Annotated in this window: 16 protein-coding genes; 10 read left to right on the top strand and 6 right to left on the bottom strand. The window is 63.6% G+C overall.

The features are described 5' to 3' along the window. Positions 1 to 125: 125 nt before the first annotated feature. The gene (locus LJ737_RS07745; protein WP_227764360.1) at positions 126 to 938 is read right to left on the bottom strand and encodes a M48 family metallopeptidase; all 813 of its coding nucleotides are present in this window, start codon (positions 936 to 938) and stop codon (positions 126 to 128) included. 178 nt (positions 939 to 1,116) lie between these two features. Between LJ737_RS07745 and LJ737_RS07740 the strand changes: the two genes are divergently transcribed. Beyond that, on the top strand, positions 1,117 to 1,305 hold the full coding sequence (locus LJ737_RS07740; RefSeq protein ID WP_078010988.1) for a hypothetical protein: 189 nt from the start codon (positions 1,117 to 1,119) through the stop codon (positions 1,303 to 1,305). An 89-nt stretch (positions 1,306 to 1,394) separates the two neighbouring features. Here the strand turns inward: LJ737_RS07740 and LJ737_RS07735 are convergent, their stop codons facing one another. Beyond that, entirely contained in the window at positions 1,395 to 2,171 is a 777-nt protein-coding gene (locus LJ737_RS07735; RefSeq protein ID WP_227764358.1) for a murein L,D-transpeptidase catalytic domain family protein, read from the bottom strand. A 184-nt stretch (positions 2,172 to 2,355) separates the two neighbouring features. On the opposite strand from LJ737_RS07735, the gene LJ737_RS07730 reads away from it, so the two are divergent. Continuing rightward, positions 2,356 to 2,676, top strand: coding sequence for a hypothetical protein (locus LJ737_RS07730; protein WP_227764355.1), 321 nt, complete (start codon positions 2,356 to 2,358; stop codon positions 2,674 to 2,676). Between the two features lie 56 nt (positions 2,677 to 2,732). On the opposite strand, the gene LJ737_RS07725 is transcribed toward LJ737_RS07730, so the two are convergent. Both LJ737_RS07725 and LJ737_RS07720 read right to left on the bottom strand, forming a co-directional pair. Then, complete coding sequence (locus tag LJ737_RS07725) at positions 2,733 to 3,134, bottom strand: hypothetical protein (RefSeq protein ID WP_227764354.1); 402 nt, start codon at positions 3,132 to 3,134, stop codon at positions 2,733 to 2,735. Positions 3,135 to 3,372: 238 nt separating this feature from the next. Continuing rightward, positions 3,373 to 3,846: a DUF4199 domain-containing protein gene (locus tag LJ737_RS07720; RefSeq protein WP_227764351.1), complete on the bottom strand. Its 474-nt coding sequence runs from the start codon at positions 3,844 to 3,846 to the stop codon at positions 3,373 to 3,375. Between the two features lie 317 nt (positions 3,847 to 4,163). Between LJ737_RS07720 and LJ737_RS07715 the strand changes: the two genes are divergently transcribed. Further along, complete coding sequence (locus LJ737_RS07715) at positions 4,164 to 5,789, top strand: ABC-F family ATP-binding cassette domain-containing protein (RefSeq protein ID WP_227764349.1); 1,626 nt, start codon at positions 4,164 to 4,166, stop codon at positions 5,787 to 5,789. An 86-nt stretch (positions 5,790 to 5,875) separates the two neighbouring features. Beyond that, entirely contained in the window at positions 5,876 to 6,796 is a 921-nt protein-coding gene (locus tag LJ737_RS07710) for a hypothetical protein (RefSeq protein ID WP_227764347.1), read from the top strand. A gap of 86 nt (positions 6,797 to 6,882) precedes the next feature. On the opposite strand, the gene LJ737_RS07705 is transcribed toward LJ737_RS07710, so the two are convergent. Further along, positions 6,883 to 7,044, bottom strand: a complete 162-nt coding sequence (locus tag LJ737_RS07705) for a lmo0937 family membrane protein (protein ID WP_227764345.1) — start codon at positions 7,042 to 7,044, stop codon at positions 6,883 to 6,885. A gap of 361 nt (positions 7,045 to 7,405) precedes the next feature. On the opposite strand from LJ737_RS07705, the gene LJ737_RS07700 reads away from it, so the two are divergent. The 4 genes from LJ737_RS07700 to LJ737_RS07685 all read left to right on the top strand — a co-directional run bounded on the left by LJ737_RS07700 (position 7,406) and on the right by LJ737_RS07685 (position 12,416). Further along, entirely contained in the window at positions 7,406 to 8,296 is an 891-nt protein-coding gene (locus tag LJ737_RS07700; RefSeq protein WP_227764343.1) for a 3-hydroxyacyl-CoA dehydrogenase family protein, read from the top strand. A 192-nt stretch (positions 8,297 to 8,488) separates the two neighbouring features. Further along, the gene (gene msrA / locus LJ737_RS07695; protein WP_227764340.1) at positions 8,489 to 9,025 is read left to right on the top strand and encodes a peptide-methionine (S)-S-oxide reductase MsrA; all 537 of its coding nucleotides are present in this window, start codon (positions 8,489 to 8,491) and stop codon (positions 9,023 to 9,025) included. Between the two features lie 467 nt (positions 9,026 to 9,492). Then, the gene (locus LJ737_RS07690) at positions 9,493 to 11,094 is read left to right on the top strand and encodes a Na+/H+ antiporter (RefSeq protein ID WP_227764339.1); all 1,602 of its coding nucleotides are present in this window, start codon (positions 9,493 to 9,495) and stop codon (positions 11,092 to 11,094) included. A gap of 386 nt (positions 11,095 to 11,480) precedes the next feature. Then, on the top strand, positions 11,481 to 12,416 hold the full coding sequence (locus LJ737_RS07685) for an isoaspartyl peptidase/L-asparaginase family protein (RefSeq protein WP_227764337.1): 936 nt from the start codon (positions 11,481 to 11,483) through the stop codon (positions 12,414 to 12,416). 158 nt (positions 12,417 to 12,574) lie between these two features. Here the strand turns inward: LJ737_RS07685 and LJ737_RS07680 are convergent, their stop codons facing one another. After that, on the bottom strand, positions 12,575 to 13,399 hold the full coding sequence (locus tag LJ737_RS07680; protein WP_227764336.1) for a 2,3,4,5-tetrahydropyridine-2,6-dicarboxylate N-succinyltransferase: 825 nt from the start codon (positions 13,397 to 13,399) through the stop codon (positions 12,575 to 12,577). Positions 13,400 to 13,471: 72 nt separating this feature from the next. On the opposite strand from LJ737_RS07680, the gene LJ737_RS07675 reads away from it, so the two are divergent. Both LJ737_RS07675 and LJ737_RS07670 read left to right on the top strand, forming a co-directional pair. Beyond that, a complete protein-coding gene (locus LJ737_RS07675) occupies positions 13,472 to 14,686 on the top strand; it encodes a glycosyltransferase (RefSeq protein ID WP_227764333.1) in 1,215 nt (404 codons plus the stop codon). Between the two features lie 79 nt (positions 14,687 to 14,765). After that, entirely contained in the window at positions 14,766 to 15,776 is a 1,011-nt protein-coding gene (locus LJ737_RS07670; RefSeq protein ID WP_317206646.1) for a 3-oxoacyl-ACP synthase III family protein, read from the top strand. Positions 15,777 to 15,806: the final 30 nt, after the last annotated feature.

The following is a 15,806-nucleotide window of genomic DNA, read 5'->3' as shown; positions in this document are numbered from 1 at the left end:
GCGGCAACCCGCCCGCCGGGTAAGTAAAAACAATAACGCGCCGAACGCAACAACGGCCGGAGCTTCGCGCTTCGGCCGTTGTTGCGGCCCAGCGGGCCGGCACAAGGTGGTTGGGGTCGGCGGCCTTAGGGTTTCAGGCCGCTGGGCACGCCGTTGGGGAATTCTTCCTGGATTTCGCGCTCCAGCACGCCGATGCGGTTGCCCGGGTCGGGGTGGGTGCTTAAGAACTCGGGCCCACCGCTGCGGCCCCCGGCCTGCTGCAAAATCTGCATCACCTGAATCATGGCGCGCGGGTCGTAGCCGGCGGCGGCGGTGTACTGCACCGCGTCGCGGTCGGCTTCCAGCTCGTCTTCGCGGCCGAAGCGCAGGTTTACCACTTTGGCAATAGCCGCGGCAATGGCGGCATTGGCCACCGAGCCGCCCGGGCGGTCGGGGTCGTAGGTGGCAATGGCGCCGGCGCCGGCCAGCCCCTGCGTTAGCTGCGACTTGGCCAGCTGCTCGGCGGAGTGCCGCCCGATGACGTGGCCGATTTCGTGGCCCAGCACCCCGGCCAGCTGGCCTTCGGTTTTCAGGTTTTTCAGCAAGCCGGCCGTGATGAACACCTGCCCGCCCGGCAAGGCAAAGGCGTTGATGGTGTTTTCGTCGGCCAGCAGGTGAAAGTCAAACTTGTAGGGCGACTTGGTGGCGCCCGACGACTGCACCAGTTGCTGACCGATGCGGTCGACTTCGGCCTGGGCGCGCTGGTCGGGGTGCAGGCCGCCGTATTGCTGGGCCATTTCGGGGGCGGCGCGCAGGCCCAGGGCCACTTCCTGCTCGGCGGTCATGTTCACGTGCTGTACTTCGCCCGTGACGGGGTTGGTTTGCCGGTTGCAGTAGTAGGTAATCAACGAAAACCCCGCGACCAGCAGGGCGATGATGTAACGCAGGTTGCCTCTCATTGGAAAAGGTCGGTGTGGGGAAGGAAATCCGCCGTGGCGCGGCGGCAAGCCATCTAACGCGGCCCGGGCGCAAGGGTTGTACGCCCCGAAACAGCCAAATCCGCCGGCCTTGCGTATCAGGCAAAAAGCCGCCGCCCGCGGGCGGGCCCGGCTCCTTCCCCACTACTCTTCCAACCTCATGAATCAGAAACGCACTTTCGGCTCGCTGCTGACCTTGCTAGGCATTGCGGGCATTATCTACGGCGCCATGGGCCTGCTGGGCATGGTGGGCCTAAGCAAAATCAACTCCTTTGTCCCGCTCGGCGTCGGCCTGATTTTCTTTTTTGCCGGCATCAGCCTGGTGCGCGCCACCGGCGACCGAGCCTAACCCGCAGTGCCCCAACGACGCGGCCCGCTTCCGGTACTTCGGAAGCGGGCCGTTTGCGTTGTGCAGCATGCGCCGTGGCGCACTGAATCTTACTGGCCCACGCTCCCGGCTACTTCCGGGCTGCGCATAAAGCTGGGCAGGGCCGCGTTCAGGTTCAGCCAGTCCGAAGCGTAGGCCGCGGATTTGGGCCCCTGCACGTAGAGCACCGATCCGCTGCGGATGGTTTTGATGATGCCGGCCGATTGAGCCGGCGGCAGCGCCGGGCACCCCTGGCTGCGGCCCAGACGGCCGTTCTGCCGAATAAAATCCTCGCACACGTAGTCGGCGCCGTGCACCACCACGGCCCGCTCGGCGGCGTGCGAGTTGTAGCGCGCATCCAAGCCTTCCAGCCGCAGCGACAGGCCGTGCTTGCCCTGGTACGTGTCGCCGGTTACGTAAAAGCCCAGGCTGCTCATTTCCGAGCCCTCGCGGTTGGAAAATGCTTGGGCTACGTCCCCGCCGGAGTTTTTGCCGTGGGCCACTAGCGTGTGGTACAGCAGCCGGGTGCGGCTCAGGTCAATAACCCACAGGCGGTTTTGCCGGCTCGAGCGGCTAAAATCGATTACCGTGAGCACCGGGCGCTTGGCCAGCCCACGGCCCCGCAGGTTGAAGTACCCAATCAACGCATTGCGCAGCACCTGCACGCTGAGGCCGGTTTGGGCCAGCTTGGCCCCTGTATACGTGCGCACCAAAAACTGCTCAAAGGCCGCCACCGCGGCGGGTTGGGCAGCGGCCGGCAGTTGGGCGGGCGGAGCGTCTGCCTGCGTCGGCTGCAGCCCCGCGGTGCACAGCAGCAGCCCGGCTAGGCAAGAGCGAACAAACTTCATAGGGTGGTGGAGCAGAGGGTAAGAGCGGGCAGAACCCGAAGCAAAGTCAAAAATAGTAGTTTTGTCCTACCACAGGCACCCCAACCGCCCGAGGTCTTTGCTGGTTCCCCCAATGGTACAACGCTCGGTTTTTGCTCTTTCGTGTGCGCTGCTGCTCGGCAGCTGCAGCCAGTCCCCAAAGACGTTGCCGGGCTTCGATGCCGCCGCCTGGCGCCGCGACCTGCGCGGCTGCTCCGGCGCCCGGCAGGCCCAACTGCCCGCCCTCGACCAACACCGCGAAGAGTTGTACAGCGCCCGCGTCGACGTCGTCACCGACCTGCTCGGCCGGCCCGATGAGGAAGAGCTGCAGGAACAGTCGCAGCGGGTGTATTACTACTACGTGACGCCCGGCCCGCAGTGCTCCGGCGGCCGTCCCGACGCGGCCACCCGCCGCCTCTCGGTGCGCTTTGGCTCCCTGGGCACCGTTACGGAAGTATTGTACGCAGCGCCCATTGGGGCCCAATAAAAAACGGGCGGCTTTCCGCAGAAAACCGCCCGCAGGCTGTGAAAACCGGGTTAAACTTAGCCCAGGCCGTTGCCGGCCGGCGTGGTCGGCGTCGGCACTGCATCACGCTTGAGTTCCTCGCGCAGCAGGCTGATTTGCGAGGGCGTCAGAATGCGCTGGCACTCCTGTTCGTACTGGGCTTCCAATTCGGTCAGCCGGCGTTGCCGTTCGGCTGGGTCTTGCTGGTATTGCCACTGGATTTCGTCCATGCGGGCCAGCTTGATTTGGTTGACGGTGCGCAGGCGGATGTACTGAGCTTCGTTGAGCTTCAGCCGGCTGGCCATCTGGCGCGTCAGCTCAGCGGCCGACGTCACCGGCTGCGGCTGGCCGCCGGGGGCAGACGCCACGCGGTCTTTCATTTGGGCGGAAGCAGCCAAGGAAAAGCCGCTGAGCAGAAGGGCGAGGGTAAATGCCTTCATGGTGGAGAACGTTGAGTGTGGATATTTGGATGATAGCAGCATTATCTTGACTTTTAGCTGCTTTTAGTCCAAATATATATTTATAAAGTTTTAAGTCAAGCTACATACATAAACATTTGTTTTCCAGTGAAATGTTCCCATTTCGGGAACATTGTTCATATTGGGAAACCCACTGCACGGGCAATAAAAAAAGGCCCTGCAGCGCGCTGCAGGGCCTTTTATCGAAAACAGAGCTAGCCTATTCCACGTGCTGTTGCAGGGGGTTGTGGTCGGGGCTTTTGAAGTACTGCATAGCTACCAGCGAAATAATCACGCCGGACATAACGCCTTGCAGCAAAATGGCCAGGAAAGCAATGGTTACCGACAGCTCAAACCCGAACAGGTCGGAGGCGCGCAGCTGCTCCATGAGGCTGGGGTTAATCACCGTGTAGATGACGAAGAACAAGGCAAATACCAAGCTAGCCACGGCCGCCGTGATGATGCCGGTGCCAAACCCTTGCAGATAAGGCATCCGGTCGTGGCGCACGCGCTTGTAGTGCGAAATGGCAGCGCAGGCGCCGATGGCCAAGATAATGACGTTGCCGTAGCTGTACATGACGTTGTCGGCAAGGCCCAACAGGCTGGCCACTACGAAATAGATGGCCATGCCGACCGCCGTGAAGAGGCCGTAACGCACGCCGTTGCGTTCGGGGGAAATGAGTTGATCAGCCATGTGGCGAGAGGAGTTTTGGAGTTGTTAGAGAGAGGACGCGGACGCCGGACGTGCAGACCATGCTTGTAGCACGGCTGAGCCTCAGCGGTTTCTGGTCTTTAATACTCGGATTGCCGGGCGGCGGTTGCCCCAACAGCCGTTTTTTAGCCGCTTTCTTTCGGTCAACCATCTGACAATGAACTTGCAGTCGACGGGATTTTTTCGCCCGCCCTGGCTGTTAATGCCCTAACCCAAGCATCTGGCGCGGGCAATTTTTGCCTACCTTTGCGCGGTTTTTCCGGGTCGCGGTCCGTCCTTATTCCGCATTTTCTTTCTGCATGATCAGCACTACCAACGTCAGCCTGCGCTACGGCAAGCGCGTGTTGTTTGAAGACGTCACTATCAAATTCATGCCCGGCAACGTGTACGGCCTGATCGGGGCTAACGGCGCGGGCAAGTCGACGTTTCTGAAGATTCTTTCGGGCGAGATTGAGCCCAACACCGGCTCGGTGGACATGCCCGCCGGCGCCCGCCTCTCGGTGCTTAAGCAGGACCAGTTTGCCTACGACCAGTACCCGGTGCTGCAGACGGTGATTATGGGCCACCAGCGCCTGTGGAAGGTGATGGAAGAAAAAGACGCCATCTACGCCAAGCCGGACTTCAGCGACGCCGACGGCGAGCGGGCCGCCGTGCTCGAGGGCGAGTTTGCCGATATGGAGGGCTGGAACGCCGACTACGAAGCCGCCGAGTTGCTCTCGGGCCTCGGCATCGGCGAGGACAAGCACTACACCACGATGGGCGACCTGGGCACCTCCGATAAAGTGCGCGTGCTGCTGGCCCAAGCCCTGTTCGGCAACCCCGACGTGCTGCTGCTCGACGAACCAACCAACGGCCTGGACGCTGAAACGGTGCTGTGGCTGGAAAACTTCCTCGACTCGTTCCAGAACACGGTAATCGTGGTGAGCCACGACCGTCACTTCCTCGACGCGGTGTGTAACTACATGGCCGACCTGGACTTCTCGAAAATCACCATGTACCCCGGCAACTACTCGTTCTGGTACGAGTCGTCGCAGCTGGCCCTGCGCCAGCGTCAGGAGGTAAATAAGAAGACCGAGGACAAGCGCAAGGAACTGGAAGAGTTTGTGCGCCGCTTCTCGGCCAACGCCTCGAAGTCCAAGCAGGCTACCTCGCGCCAGAAGCTGCTGCAGAAACTCACGCTGGAGGAGATTAAGCCGTCGTCGCGCAAGTACCCCTACATCGCCTTCAAATCGGAGCGCGAAGCCGGCAACCAGCTGCTGACGGTGGAAAACCTTTCGGCCGCGGTGGACGGCGAGGTGATTTTCCGCGACGTGAACTTCACCCTGGACAAGAAGGACAAAGTGGCCATCGTGAGCCGCGACGACCGCGCCGCCTCGCTGCTGTTCGACATCCTGTTTGAGCAGCGCAAGGCCGACAAGGGCACGTACAAGTGGGGCACTACCATCACGCCCTCTTACTTCCCGAAGGAAAACACCGAGTTCTTCGACACCGACCTGAACTTGGTGGACTGGCTGCGCCAGTACTCCACCGAGAAGGACGAGTCGTTTATCCGCGGCTTCCTGGGCCGCATGCTCTTCTCGGGCGAAGAGTCGCAGAAGAAATCGAACGTGCTCAGCGGGGGCGAAAAAGTGCGCTGCATGCTCTCCAAGATGATGATGGAGGCCGGCAACGTGCTCGTGCTCGACGACCCGACCAACCACCTCGACTTGGAAAGCATCACGGCCCTGAACAACTCGCTGCGCGACTTCCAGGGCTCCATGCTCTTCGCTTCGCACGATTTGCAGTTCATCGACACCATTGCCAACCGCATCATCGAATTGACGCCGGAGGGAATTATTGACAAGCGGATGTCGTATGAGGAGTACCTTGCCGACGAGAACATCAAGGCCCAGCGCCAGCGCATGTACCAAACGGTTGGCGCTTAGTACCTGACTTCGGGAAGGCCGCGGATACAACCATCCGCGGCCTTTTCGTTACTTACTACTCAAACGACCCTTTGTTCCTCACTCCTATGAAGCGTTTGTTACTGGCCGCCGCCTTTGGCGTCGCCGGACTGTTCGCTACCGCCACCGACGCGCTGGCCCAGCGCACCGATACTACCTACGTAAAGCCGCAGCTGCCCACCGGGCCGCCGGCAGTGCCGCCGCCCGCGCCAGCGCAGCCCCCGCGCCCGGTGTACACGCCGCAGCAGACGGCGCCCCAACCTCAGCCCGCGCAACCAACCCGCCCTGGCGGCATCGATGACGACGGCCGTTCGGCCCAGCCCCTGCCCGGCAGCAGCCCGGCCCAACCCGCGGTTCCGGCAACGCCCCAGCGCCCCGGCGGTGGCATCGACGACGACGGCCGGCCCGCGCAGACGCTGCCGCAAAACGGCGCGGTGCCCGGCGCGACCCTGCAGTCGGAGTACCAGCCGGGCAAGCTGTTCTTGTACGGCAGCCTGCTGCGCTTCGGCCTGAGCAGCAACTATTTTAACGGCGTGGACTTCTCGGCGGGCTTTGCGCCCGCCTTGGGTTATCGCATCACCAACCGGCTGTCGGTGGCCGCGGGGCCGGTGTTCGTGTATCACAGCGCCGATTTCGGGCCCGACGCGGGCAGCTTGGGTTTGCCCACGAGCGGTTACCAGCTCAAGGACATCGGAGCCCGAGGCCTGGTGCAGTTCACGGTGTACAAGAATTTTTACCTGCAAGCCGAATACGAATCGACCCGCTCGCAGGACTACGCGGTCAGCGAAATCATTCCCAACCAACAGTATGCGGCCCGGAAAGTGAGCCTCGACACCCGGGCGTTCCTGCTCGGCGTGGGCTACCGGCAGAGCCTCGGTGACCGGTTTGCCATCGACGGCGCTTTGCTGTACAACTCCAACTCCGCCTTCAACTACTACGGCGTCCTGATTCAGCGCCTGAGCCTGGTGTATAACCTGGGCGGTAAGTAAGTCCTCGGGCTTAGACACGCAACGGGCGGCCTCCCAGTGGGAAGCCGCCCGTTGCGTGTTTTTCAGACTATGCGCGGACGCGGTACCTACACCGCGCTGCCGCGTATCAGGCGCAGCACCACGGCGATGATGGCAATAACCAGCAGCACGTGGATCAGGTTGCCCATGCCAAAGCTGTTGAAGCCCAGGAAGCCGAGGAGCCAAATGATGACCAGGACGACGGCGATGATGTACAGTAGGTTGCCCATGACTCAGGGGAAGGTTTTAAGGTGAGAGGTTGGTTGAGAGAACTTGCTTGTGCTCCGCCCCGGTTGCATCCTAGTTAGGAAGGCCATTGGCGGGGCGTTCTGCGGGTTTGTACGCGGGGTTGTACAAAAGGATATCCGCGGGCAAAAAATATTTCAACACATAGTTGCATAGCTATGCTAGCGTCTTGGTTTTCTGCGGCCAAACAATTCTGAAAATCTGCGGTTTTGCGGGGTAGTTCTCTTCCGAGGGCCGGCAAGCCGGTTCTTGTTGCGGCTTGAGCGTAGCCGCGGATTGGGTTAGCTTTGCCGCCGAGGCGCCGCCGGGCGCCTTCTTTTTGCTCCATTCCTCCCCTTCCCACACATGCTGAACGTCGCCGTAATCGGCTCGGGCACCATGGGCAACGGCATTGCCCATGTGTTTGCCCAGCACGGTTTTCCCGTCACCCTCATCGACCTCAACCAGATTGCCCTCGACAAGGCCTGGACCACTATCGGCAAAAACCTGGACCGCCAGGTGGCCAAAGGCGGCCTGACCGAGGAAGATAAAAACGCCACCCTGGGCCGCCTGCACCGCAGCACCTCCATGGCCGACGGCGTGCGCGACGCCGACCTCGTGGTGGAAGCCGCTACCGAAAACGTGAGCATCAAGCTGGACCTGTTCCGCCAGCTCGACGAGTTGACCAAGCCCGGCTGCATTCTGGCCACCAACACCAGCTCCATCAGCATCACGCGCATTGCCGCCGTTACCCAGCGGCCCGACAAGGTTATCGGCATGCACTTCATGAACCCGGTGCCGGTGATGAAGCTGGTGGAAGTTATTCGCGGCTACGCCACCTCCGACGAGGTAACCACGCAAGTAATGGACCTCTCGCGCCAGCTGGAGAAAGTCCCCACCGAAGTCAACGACTACCCCGGGTTCGTGGCCAACCGCATCCTGATGCCGATGATCAACGAGGCCATCATCACGCTGCACGAGGGCGTGGCCGGCGTGGAGGAAATCGACACGGTGATGAAGCTGGGCATGGCCCACCCCATGGGCCCGCTGCAGCTGGCCGACTTCATCGGGCTCGACGTGTGCTTGGCCATCCTGAATGTGCTCTACGACGGGCTGGGCAACCAGAAATACGCCGCCTGCCCGCTGCTCGTAAACATGGTGACGGCCGGGCGTCTGGGCGCCAAATCGGGGGAAGGCTTCTACAGCTGGACGCCGGGCTCCAAGGAGCTGGTGGTGGCCCCGCGCTTCCGCAAATAGACTGAAAAGCTGCCACTTACCGCCATTCTGGCGGTTCTGTCAGGCCCCGACGCCCAGGAGGTGTCGGGGCTTGGTATTTGTAAGGTGGATGGCAGGATAAGCGGGGCGGCAAAGAGGCGGTGGCAAGGCCACTGCAACCTTCCCGGCCGAATTACGCTTAACCACCATTCCACACCTTATTTCCCTCCCTTCATGGAATTAGCAACCTTCGGGGCCGGCTGCTTCTGGTGCGTCGAAGCCGTATTTCAAAACCTGAACGGCGTCGAGAAAGTTGAATCGGGCTACACCGGCGGCCGCATTGCCAACCCCACCTACAAGGAAGTCTGCTCGGGCCTGACCGGCCACAACGAGGTGATTCAGCTCACCTTCGACCCGGCCGTTATCAGCTTCGAGGAGCTGCTCGAAATCTTCTGGAAAACCCACGACCCGACCACCCTCAACCGCCAGGGCAACGACGTGGGCACGCAGTACCGCTCGGGCATTTACTACCACAACGAGGAGCAAAAGCGCCTCGCCGAAGGCTACAAGCAGAAGCTCAACGAAGCCCACGCCTTCGACAAGCCCGTGGTGACGGAAATCCTGCCCGCCGGCCCGTTTTACAAGGCCGAGGATTACCACCAGAACTACTACAACCAGAACGGCTCGCAGCCCTACTGCCAGTTTGTGGCCCGGCCCAAAGTGGAAAAGGTTAAGGCCCTTTTCGCCGACAAGCTAAAAGCCGGCGTGTAGTCCGCCCTAGTCGTTCAACAGCATACAGCGCCCCAGCCGGTTGGTTGGGGCGCTGTTGTTTTCGGGCAGTGCGGGCCGCAGCCGCAGCTCTGACTTGAAACGGCTAAGCCAGCTGACGGTGTGTCCGATCAGGGCTGTTGTCTGGTGTAGATCGGACGCGCCCAGTGCGTGCGCACCGGTTCACCCGCGCCGGCGGAGCTGAAGGCCATCCAACCCCTAGACACCGGCACCAACCTTTTCCTCGACCACCGCGCTCCGGCTGGGGTGCAAGGGCTGGACGGACGCAAACTCGACGCCCGGGCGAACGGGCAGCAGGCCATGCGACGGGCAAGCGGGCCGCCCACGTGCCTGGCGACGGCAACAAATCGGGGCGCCGGCGACGCAGGCGGCCGACTGCGTGCGTATGTTGCCGCCCCCGAAAGCTCGCCCGCGGGCACCCGGGGTGTTTCTGCCAACCGCCGCCCGCCATGCAAAGCCAGTTGTTTGAGTACGTCTGTTTGGTCTTGATCATTCTGGCCCTGGTGATGCTGGCCGGCAAGCTGCGCGTGGCCTACCCCATCGTGCTGGTGCTGGGCGGGCTGGGGCTGAGCTTCACGGCGTGGTTTGCCGACATTGTCATCAAGCCCGAAGTGGTCTTTTTCCTGTTCCTGCCGCCGCTGCTCTACGAAGCTGCCTGGCAAACCTCGTGGAAGGAGTTCTGGCGCTGGCGGCGCGTCATTACCGGTTTTGCCTTCCCCATCGTCATCCTGACGTCCTGCGTGGTGGCGGTGGTGTCCCACGCCCTAATTCCGGGCTTCACGCTGGCGCTGGGCTTTCTGCTGGGCGGCATCATTTCCCCGCCCGACGCCATTTCGGCCACCACCATCATGCGGCAAGTACAGGTGCCCAAGCCGCTGGTAAGCATCATCGAGGGAGAGAGTCTACTCAACGACGCCTCCTCGCTGGTGGTGTTCCGGTTTGCCCTGGCGGCCGTGCTCACCGGGCAGTTCCACCTGGGCGAGGCCACCACAAGCTTTGTGCTGGTGATTGTGCTGGGCACGCTGATCGGGCTGCTGGTGGGGCTGGTGTTCTACGCCATTCACCGCTGGCTGCCCACCACGCCCAGCATCGAGGTGGTGCTGACGCTGGTGACGCCCTACTGCATGTACTACGCGGCCGAGCATTTTCACTACTCCGGGGTGCTGGCCGTGGTGGGCGGCGGGCTGCTGCTCTCCAGCAAGCGCCACGTGTTGCTCTCCTTCCGCAGCCGGCTGGAGGGCGTGAACGTGTGGACGGTACTCAGCTTTGTGCTCAACGGGCTGGTGTTTATGTTGATTGGGCTGCAGCTGCCCATCACCGTCCGGCAGTTGGGCAGCACCAGTTTGGGCAGCGCCATCAGCTACGGCCTGCTCATCTCGCTGGTGCTCATCGTCACGCGCATGCTGAGCGCCTTTGGGGTGGCGCAGTTCACCCGCTTGGCCAGCCGGTTTATCACCGTGGCGGTGGCCGACCCGGGCTGGCGCGGCCCGGTGGTCATCGGCTGGGCGGGCATGCGCGGGGTGGTGTCGTTGGCCGCGGCCCTGTCGGTGCCGCTGCTCACGCCGGCCGGGCAACCGTTTCCGTACCGCAACCTGATTTTGTTTGTCACCTTCGTCGCCATTCTGGTTACGCTCGTGTTTCAGGGCCTGACGCTGCCCTGGGTGATTCGGCAGGTGCAGCCGGAGGAATTCGACAACACGCTTTCCGAAACCCAGCAGGAGCTGCTGATCCGGCAAACCCTCGCCCGGGAGTCCCTGTCGTTTGTGCAGGCGCAGCCCGGGGCTAACCCTTACCTACACAACCTGCGGGCCCGGCTGCAGCTCGAACTGGGTTCCTCCGGCGAGGGACTGGCCGAGCGGGACGCCCAACCCGCCGGGGAGCTGCTGCAGTTCCACCAACTCTACGCCGACTTGCTAACCCGGCAGCGGCGCGTGCTGCACGAGCTCAACAAGCGGGAAAACCTCGACGAGGACCGGATTCGCAAGCACTTGACGTTGCTGGATCTGGAGGAACTCAAGCTGCGGGAAAAACAACTGCCTACGACGCCGTAGCTACGCTTTTCTGCTGGGGTTTTCCGGCCGGCTCCCGCTTCTCCGCTCCTACCGGCAGCTAGCCTGCACGCGGTAGCTTACCCACGAGCTGCAGCCCGCAGGCTTCAAGGCCTCCGTAGCCGGCTTGGCCGCTGCCCCCGGACCGCCGACGCTTCCACGTGGTGGCCCAGGGGCAGCGCCGGCACTGCGCGCAGAAGCCCAACAAAGCCCATTGCCCCATCCCGCTGGCCTATCGGCACGAGGCAAGGGGTGCTGGGCGACAGGGAGCATTATTTTACTTGTGTCCCTCAGCCAGTTGACCAGCCCGGCGCTAACCAATCCAAAACAGCGCGCGTAGCAGGGCACGCCGCATTACCCGTTCCCTTCACCTCCGACCATTGCTGAACATGGGCAAATGCGTTTTGATTATCCACGGCGGGGCCGTCAACACCGATCCGACGACCATCCCCCCGGACAAGGAAGAACAGCTCAAGCAGGGCCTGCGGCAGGCGCTGATGGCCGGCTACGAAATCCTGACGCGCGGCGGCGTGGCCCTCGACGCGGTAGAAGCCGCCGTCAAGAGCATGGAGGACAACCCCTTGTTTAACGCTGGCCGCGGGGGCATGTTCAACATCAACGGCGAAGTGGAAACCGAAGCCTCCATCATGGACGGGGCTACCCTGCGCGGCGGGGCCGTAAGCGGGCTGAAGCTGGTAAAAAACCCCGTCAGCGTGGCCCGGCTGGTGATGGAGCAATGCAAGCATTCCTTTCTCACGGCCGAGGGTGCCCAGGAATTCGCCCTGTCGCAGGGCCTGCCCCTGCACGACCCGAACTACTTCAAGACCGACGAGCAGCGGCAGGAGTGGCTGGACATCATCCAGGAGGCCGAAGTGGAGCACGCCAACAAGCACGACACCGTGGGGGCCGTGGCGCTGGACATGCACGGCAACCTGGCCATGGCCACCTCCACCGGCGGCATCGAGGGCAAACTGCGCGGCCGCGTGGGCGACAGTTGCATCTTCGGCGGGGGCGGCTACGCCAACAACGAGGTTTGCGCCGTGTCCTGCACCGGCGACGGGGAAATCATCATGCTGGCCGGGGTGGCCCACGAGGTGTACGCCCTGCGCAAGTACAAGAAGGTGAGCATAGCCAAGGCGGCCCAGGCAGCCGTGGACGTGTACGCCGACAAGCTGCAGGGCGACCGGGGCATCATCGCCCTGGACCCGGACGGCAACATTGCCATCGAGTCGAACACCAACGTGATGCGCTGCGCGTATCAGCAGACCGACCAGGAACCCTTTGTGGCCATCTGGAAAGAGGAAGTGGAAGCTCACTTTAAGTAGAACAGCAAGCCCCGGCGCCACCGGGCCCGGCCGTACTGGCTAGGTCTGGTGGCGCCGGGGCTTTCGGATTCTCTTTGCTACTTCCTAAACCGGTCCATTCCCGACCACGCCCCGCCGGCTGGCGGAGCGTGGTCGGGAGCGAAGCCCACTACCGTTGGTTACACGGCCACGTTATGCTCGCGCAGGGCGTCGTTGAGGCTGGTCTTGAGGTCGGTGGAGGGCTTGCGCTGGCCGATGATCAGGGCGCAGGGCACGTGAAATTCGCCGGCCGGAAACTGCTTGGGCAGGGAGCCGGGAATGACCACCGAGCGGGGCGGCACGTAGCCGCGGTACTCTTGGCCTTCGGGCGTGCTCACGTCGATGATGCGGGTGCTGCCGGTGATGGTGACGCCCGCGCCGATAACGGCTTCCTTGCCGATGTGGCAGCCTTCCACCAGAATGCAGCGCGACCCGATAAAGGCGCCGTCTTCCACGATGACCGGCGAGGCCTGCACCGGCTCGAGCACGCCGCCCAGGCCCACGCCGCCCGAAAGGTGCACGTGCTTGCCCACCTGCGCGCACGAACCCACGGTGGCCCAGGTGTCCACCATCGTGCCCTCGCCCACGTAGGCGCCGATGTTCACGTACGAGGGCATCATGATGACGCCGGGCGCGAGGTAGGCGCCGTAGCGGGCCACGGCCGGGGGCACCACGCGCACTTGCTGCTGGGCGTAGTTGGTCTTGAGCTGCATCTTGTCGTGAAACTCGAAGATGCCCACTTCCTCGGTCTTCATCTGCTGCAGCGGGAAGTAGAGGATGACGGCTTTCTTCACCCAGTCGTTCACCTGCCAGCTGCCGTCTTCGGCCGCGGAGGGCTCGGCTACGCGCAGCAGGCCGCGGTCGAGGTGGTCGATAACGGAGCGGATGGCGTCCTGGGTGGCGGCGTTCTGCAGCTGGCTGCGGTCGGCCCAGGCGGCCTCGATGAGGGGCTGAATGTCGGTCATAAAGTCAGATGTCGGAAACAGTTGTACAAGCGCCGCTTGCCGGCGGAGGCGCGAAAGTAGTAGGTTTGACCCGTGCTGTCACCCTCCCGCCCTGCGCCGTTCATCCTGCTGGCTTCCGTGCTGAAGCCGGTGGACGACACGCGCATGTACGAGAAGTTTGGCCGCAGCCTGGCCGAAGCGGGCTACCGGGCTGCCGTGGCCGGACGCGCCGCCGGCGCCCCCTCCGGCGCCAACGACGGCATTCTGCAGGAGCCCCTTTTTCACGGCCACCGCTTGGGGCTGGCCCGCCTGCGGGCCCAATGGCACTACTGGCGGCTGCTGCGGACCACGAAGCCCGAGCTGGTAATCGCTCACGCACCCGAGCTGCTGCCGCTCACCGTGCTCTGGCACAAGCTCACCGGCCGTCCCTTCTTCTACGACGTGCGCGAGAACTACGCCCTGAACATCCGCACCCAGCAGGTGTACCGTGGGCTGCTGCGCCGGGTGCTGGCCGCGGGCGTCGCGTGGATGGAGCAAGCGGCCGCCCGCCGCGCCGCCGCGGTGTTACTGGCCGAGCGCAGCTACGCCCGCGAGCTGCCCTGGCTACCCGCCGGCCGCACCGTGGTACTCGAAAACAAGTACGTGCCGCCCGCCGGCGCCCCCGCCCCGCCCCCCGCGCCGGTGCGCCTGCCTGCGCCGGCCGAGCCGCTGCGGCTGCTGTATTCGGGCACCATCTCGGAGCTGAACGGGGTGTTCGACGCCATCAACCTGGCGGCCCGGCTGCACCGGCACCGGGGCAACGTGTCGCTGACCGTCATCGGCTATTGCCAGCGCCCCGACGAGCAACGGCGCCTCGACGACCTCGCTACCGAACATGCCGACTGGCTGCGCGTGGTGGGCGGGGCGCAGCCGGTGCCGCACGCGGCAATCTTGGCCGAAATCCGGCGCAGCCACCTGGGCCTGCTGCCCTACCGGCCCCACCCCAGCAGCTGGCACTGCATCCCCACCAAACTCTACGAATACTTCGCCAACGCACTGCCCGTGCTGATTCCACCCAACCCGCTGTGGCAGGCGGAAGTCGAGCAGCACGAGGCCGGCGCTGTCGTGGACTTTCAGCGGGCTTTACCTGAAGTAGAGCGGGTGTGGGCCATGAGCAGCCCGCGCCACTACCCGCGCGGCTTTTACCCGCACGGCCCGCCGGCCGACGCGCTGTGGCAAAGCGAAGCGCCGCGCCTGCTGGCGGCCGTGCAGGCGGCGCTGGGCCCGGCCACCGCCGCGGAAACTGCCCGCCCCGGGGCTTCGTTCTAAGCCCGGCGCTATTGCTATCTTTGGCGCCTTTTTCCCCGCTTTTCACCGCTCCGCGTTCCTTCTCACCCCCATCAACATCATGTCCCAATTGTATACCGCCGAAATTGCCGGCATGGGCCACTACGTGCCGTCCCGCGTGGTCACCAACGCCGACCTCGAAGGCCTCATGGAAACCACCGACGCGTGGATTCAGGAGCGCACCGGCATTCAGCAGCGCCGCTGGTTCAACGAAGGCGAAGACACCACCGCCAACATGGGCGCCCGCGCCGCCCGCATGGCCCTGGAGCAAGCCGGCCTGCAGCCCGACGACGTGCAGCTCATCGTCTTCGCCACGCTCTCGCCCGATTACCTCTTCCCGGGCTCGGGCGTGCTGCTGCAGCGCGAGCTGGGCATCAAGGCGCCCATTCCGGCCTTCGACGTGCGCAACCAGTGCTCGGGCTTCATTTACGCCCTCTCGCTGGCCGACCAGTTCATCAAAACCGGCATGTACGAAACGGCGCTGGTCGTCGGCTCCGAAATCCATTCCTCGGGCCTCGACAAAACCACCCGCGGCCGGGCCGTGTCGGTGATTTTCGGCGACGGGGCCGGGGCGGCCGTGCTGCGCCGCAGCTCGCGCGAGGGCCACGGCATCCTGAGCACCCACCTGCACGCGCAGGGCGAGTACGCCGAGGAGCTGATTACCAAAGAGCCGGGCTCCAACCGCGAAAACCGCGTGCAGGTCGTGCTCGACGACCCGGAAGCCATGTACCCCTACATGAACGGGCAGCAGGTGTTCAAGCACGCCGTCACGCGCTTCCCGGAAGTCATCAACGAAGCCCTGCAGGCCAACGGCTACCAGGCCTCGGATATCGACCTGCTCATTCCGCACCAGGCCAACCTGCGCATCACCCAGTACGTGGGCCAGAAAATGGGCCTGGGCGCCGACAAGGTGTTCAGCAACATTCAGAAGTACGGCAACACCACCGCCGCCTCCGTGCCCCTGGCCCTGAGCGAAGCCGTGCAGGAAGGCCGCGTCAAGTCCGGCGACCTGATCTGCTTGGCCGCCTTCGGCTCGGGCTTCACCTGGGCCTCGGCGCTGATCAAGTGGTAGCCGCCATTTTTTAAGAGCCTGGTGAGGCCG

The sequence above is a fragment of the Hymenobacter sp. 15J16-1T3B genome, from assembly GCF_020711235.1.
Lineage (GTDB): Bacteria > Bacteroidota > Bacteroidia > Cytophagales > Hymenobacteraceae > Solirubrum.
The sequence above is the reverse complement of the archived record's forward strand: the minus strand, read 5'-3'. Positions and strand labels throughout refer to the sequence as shown.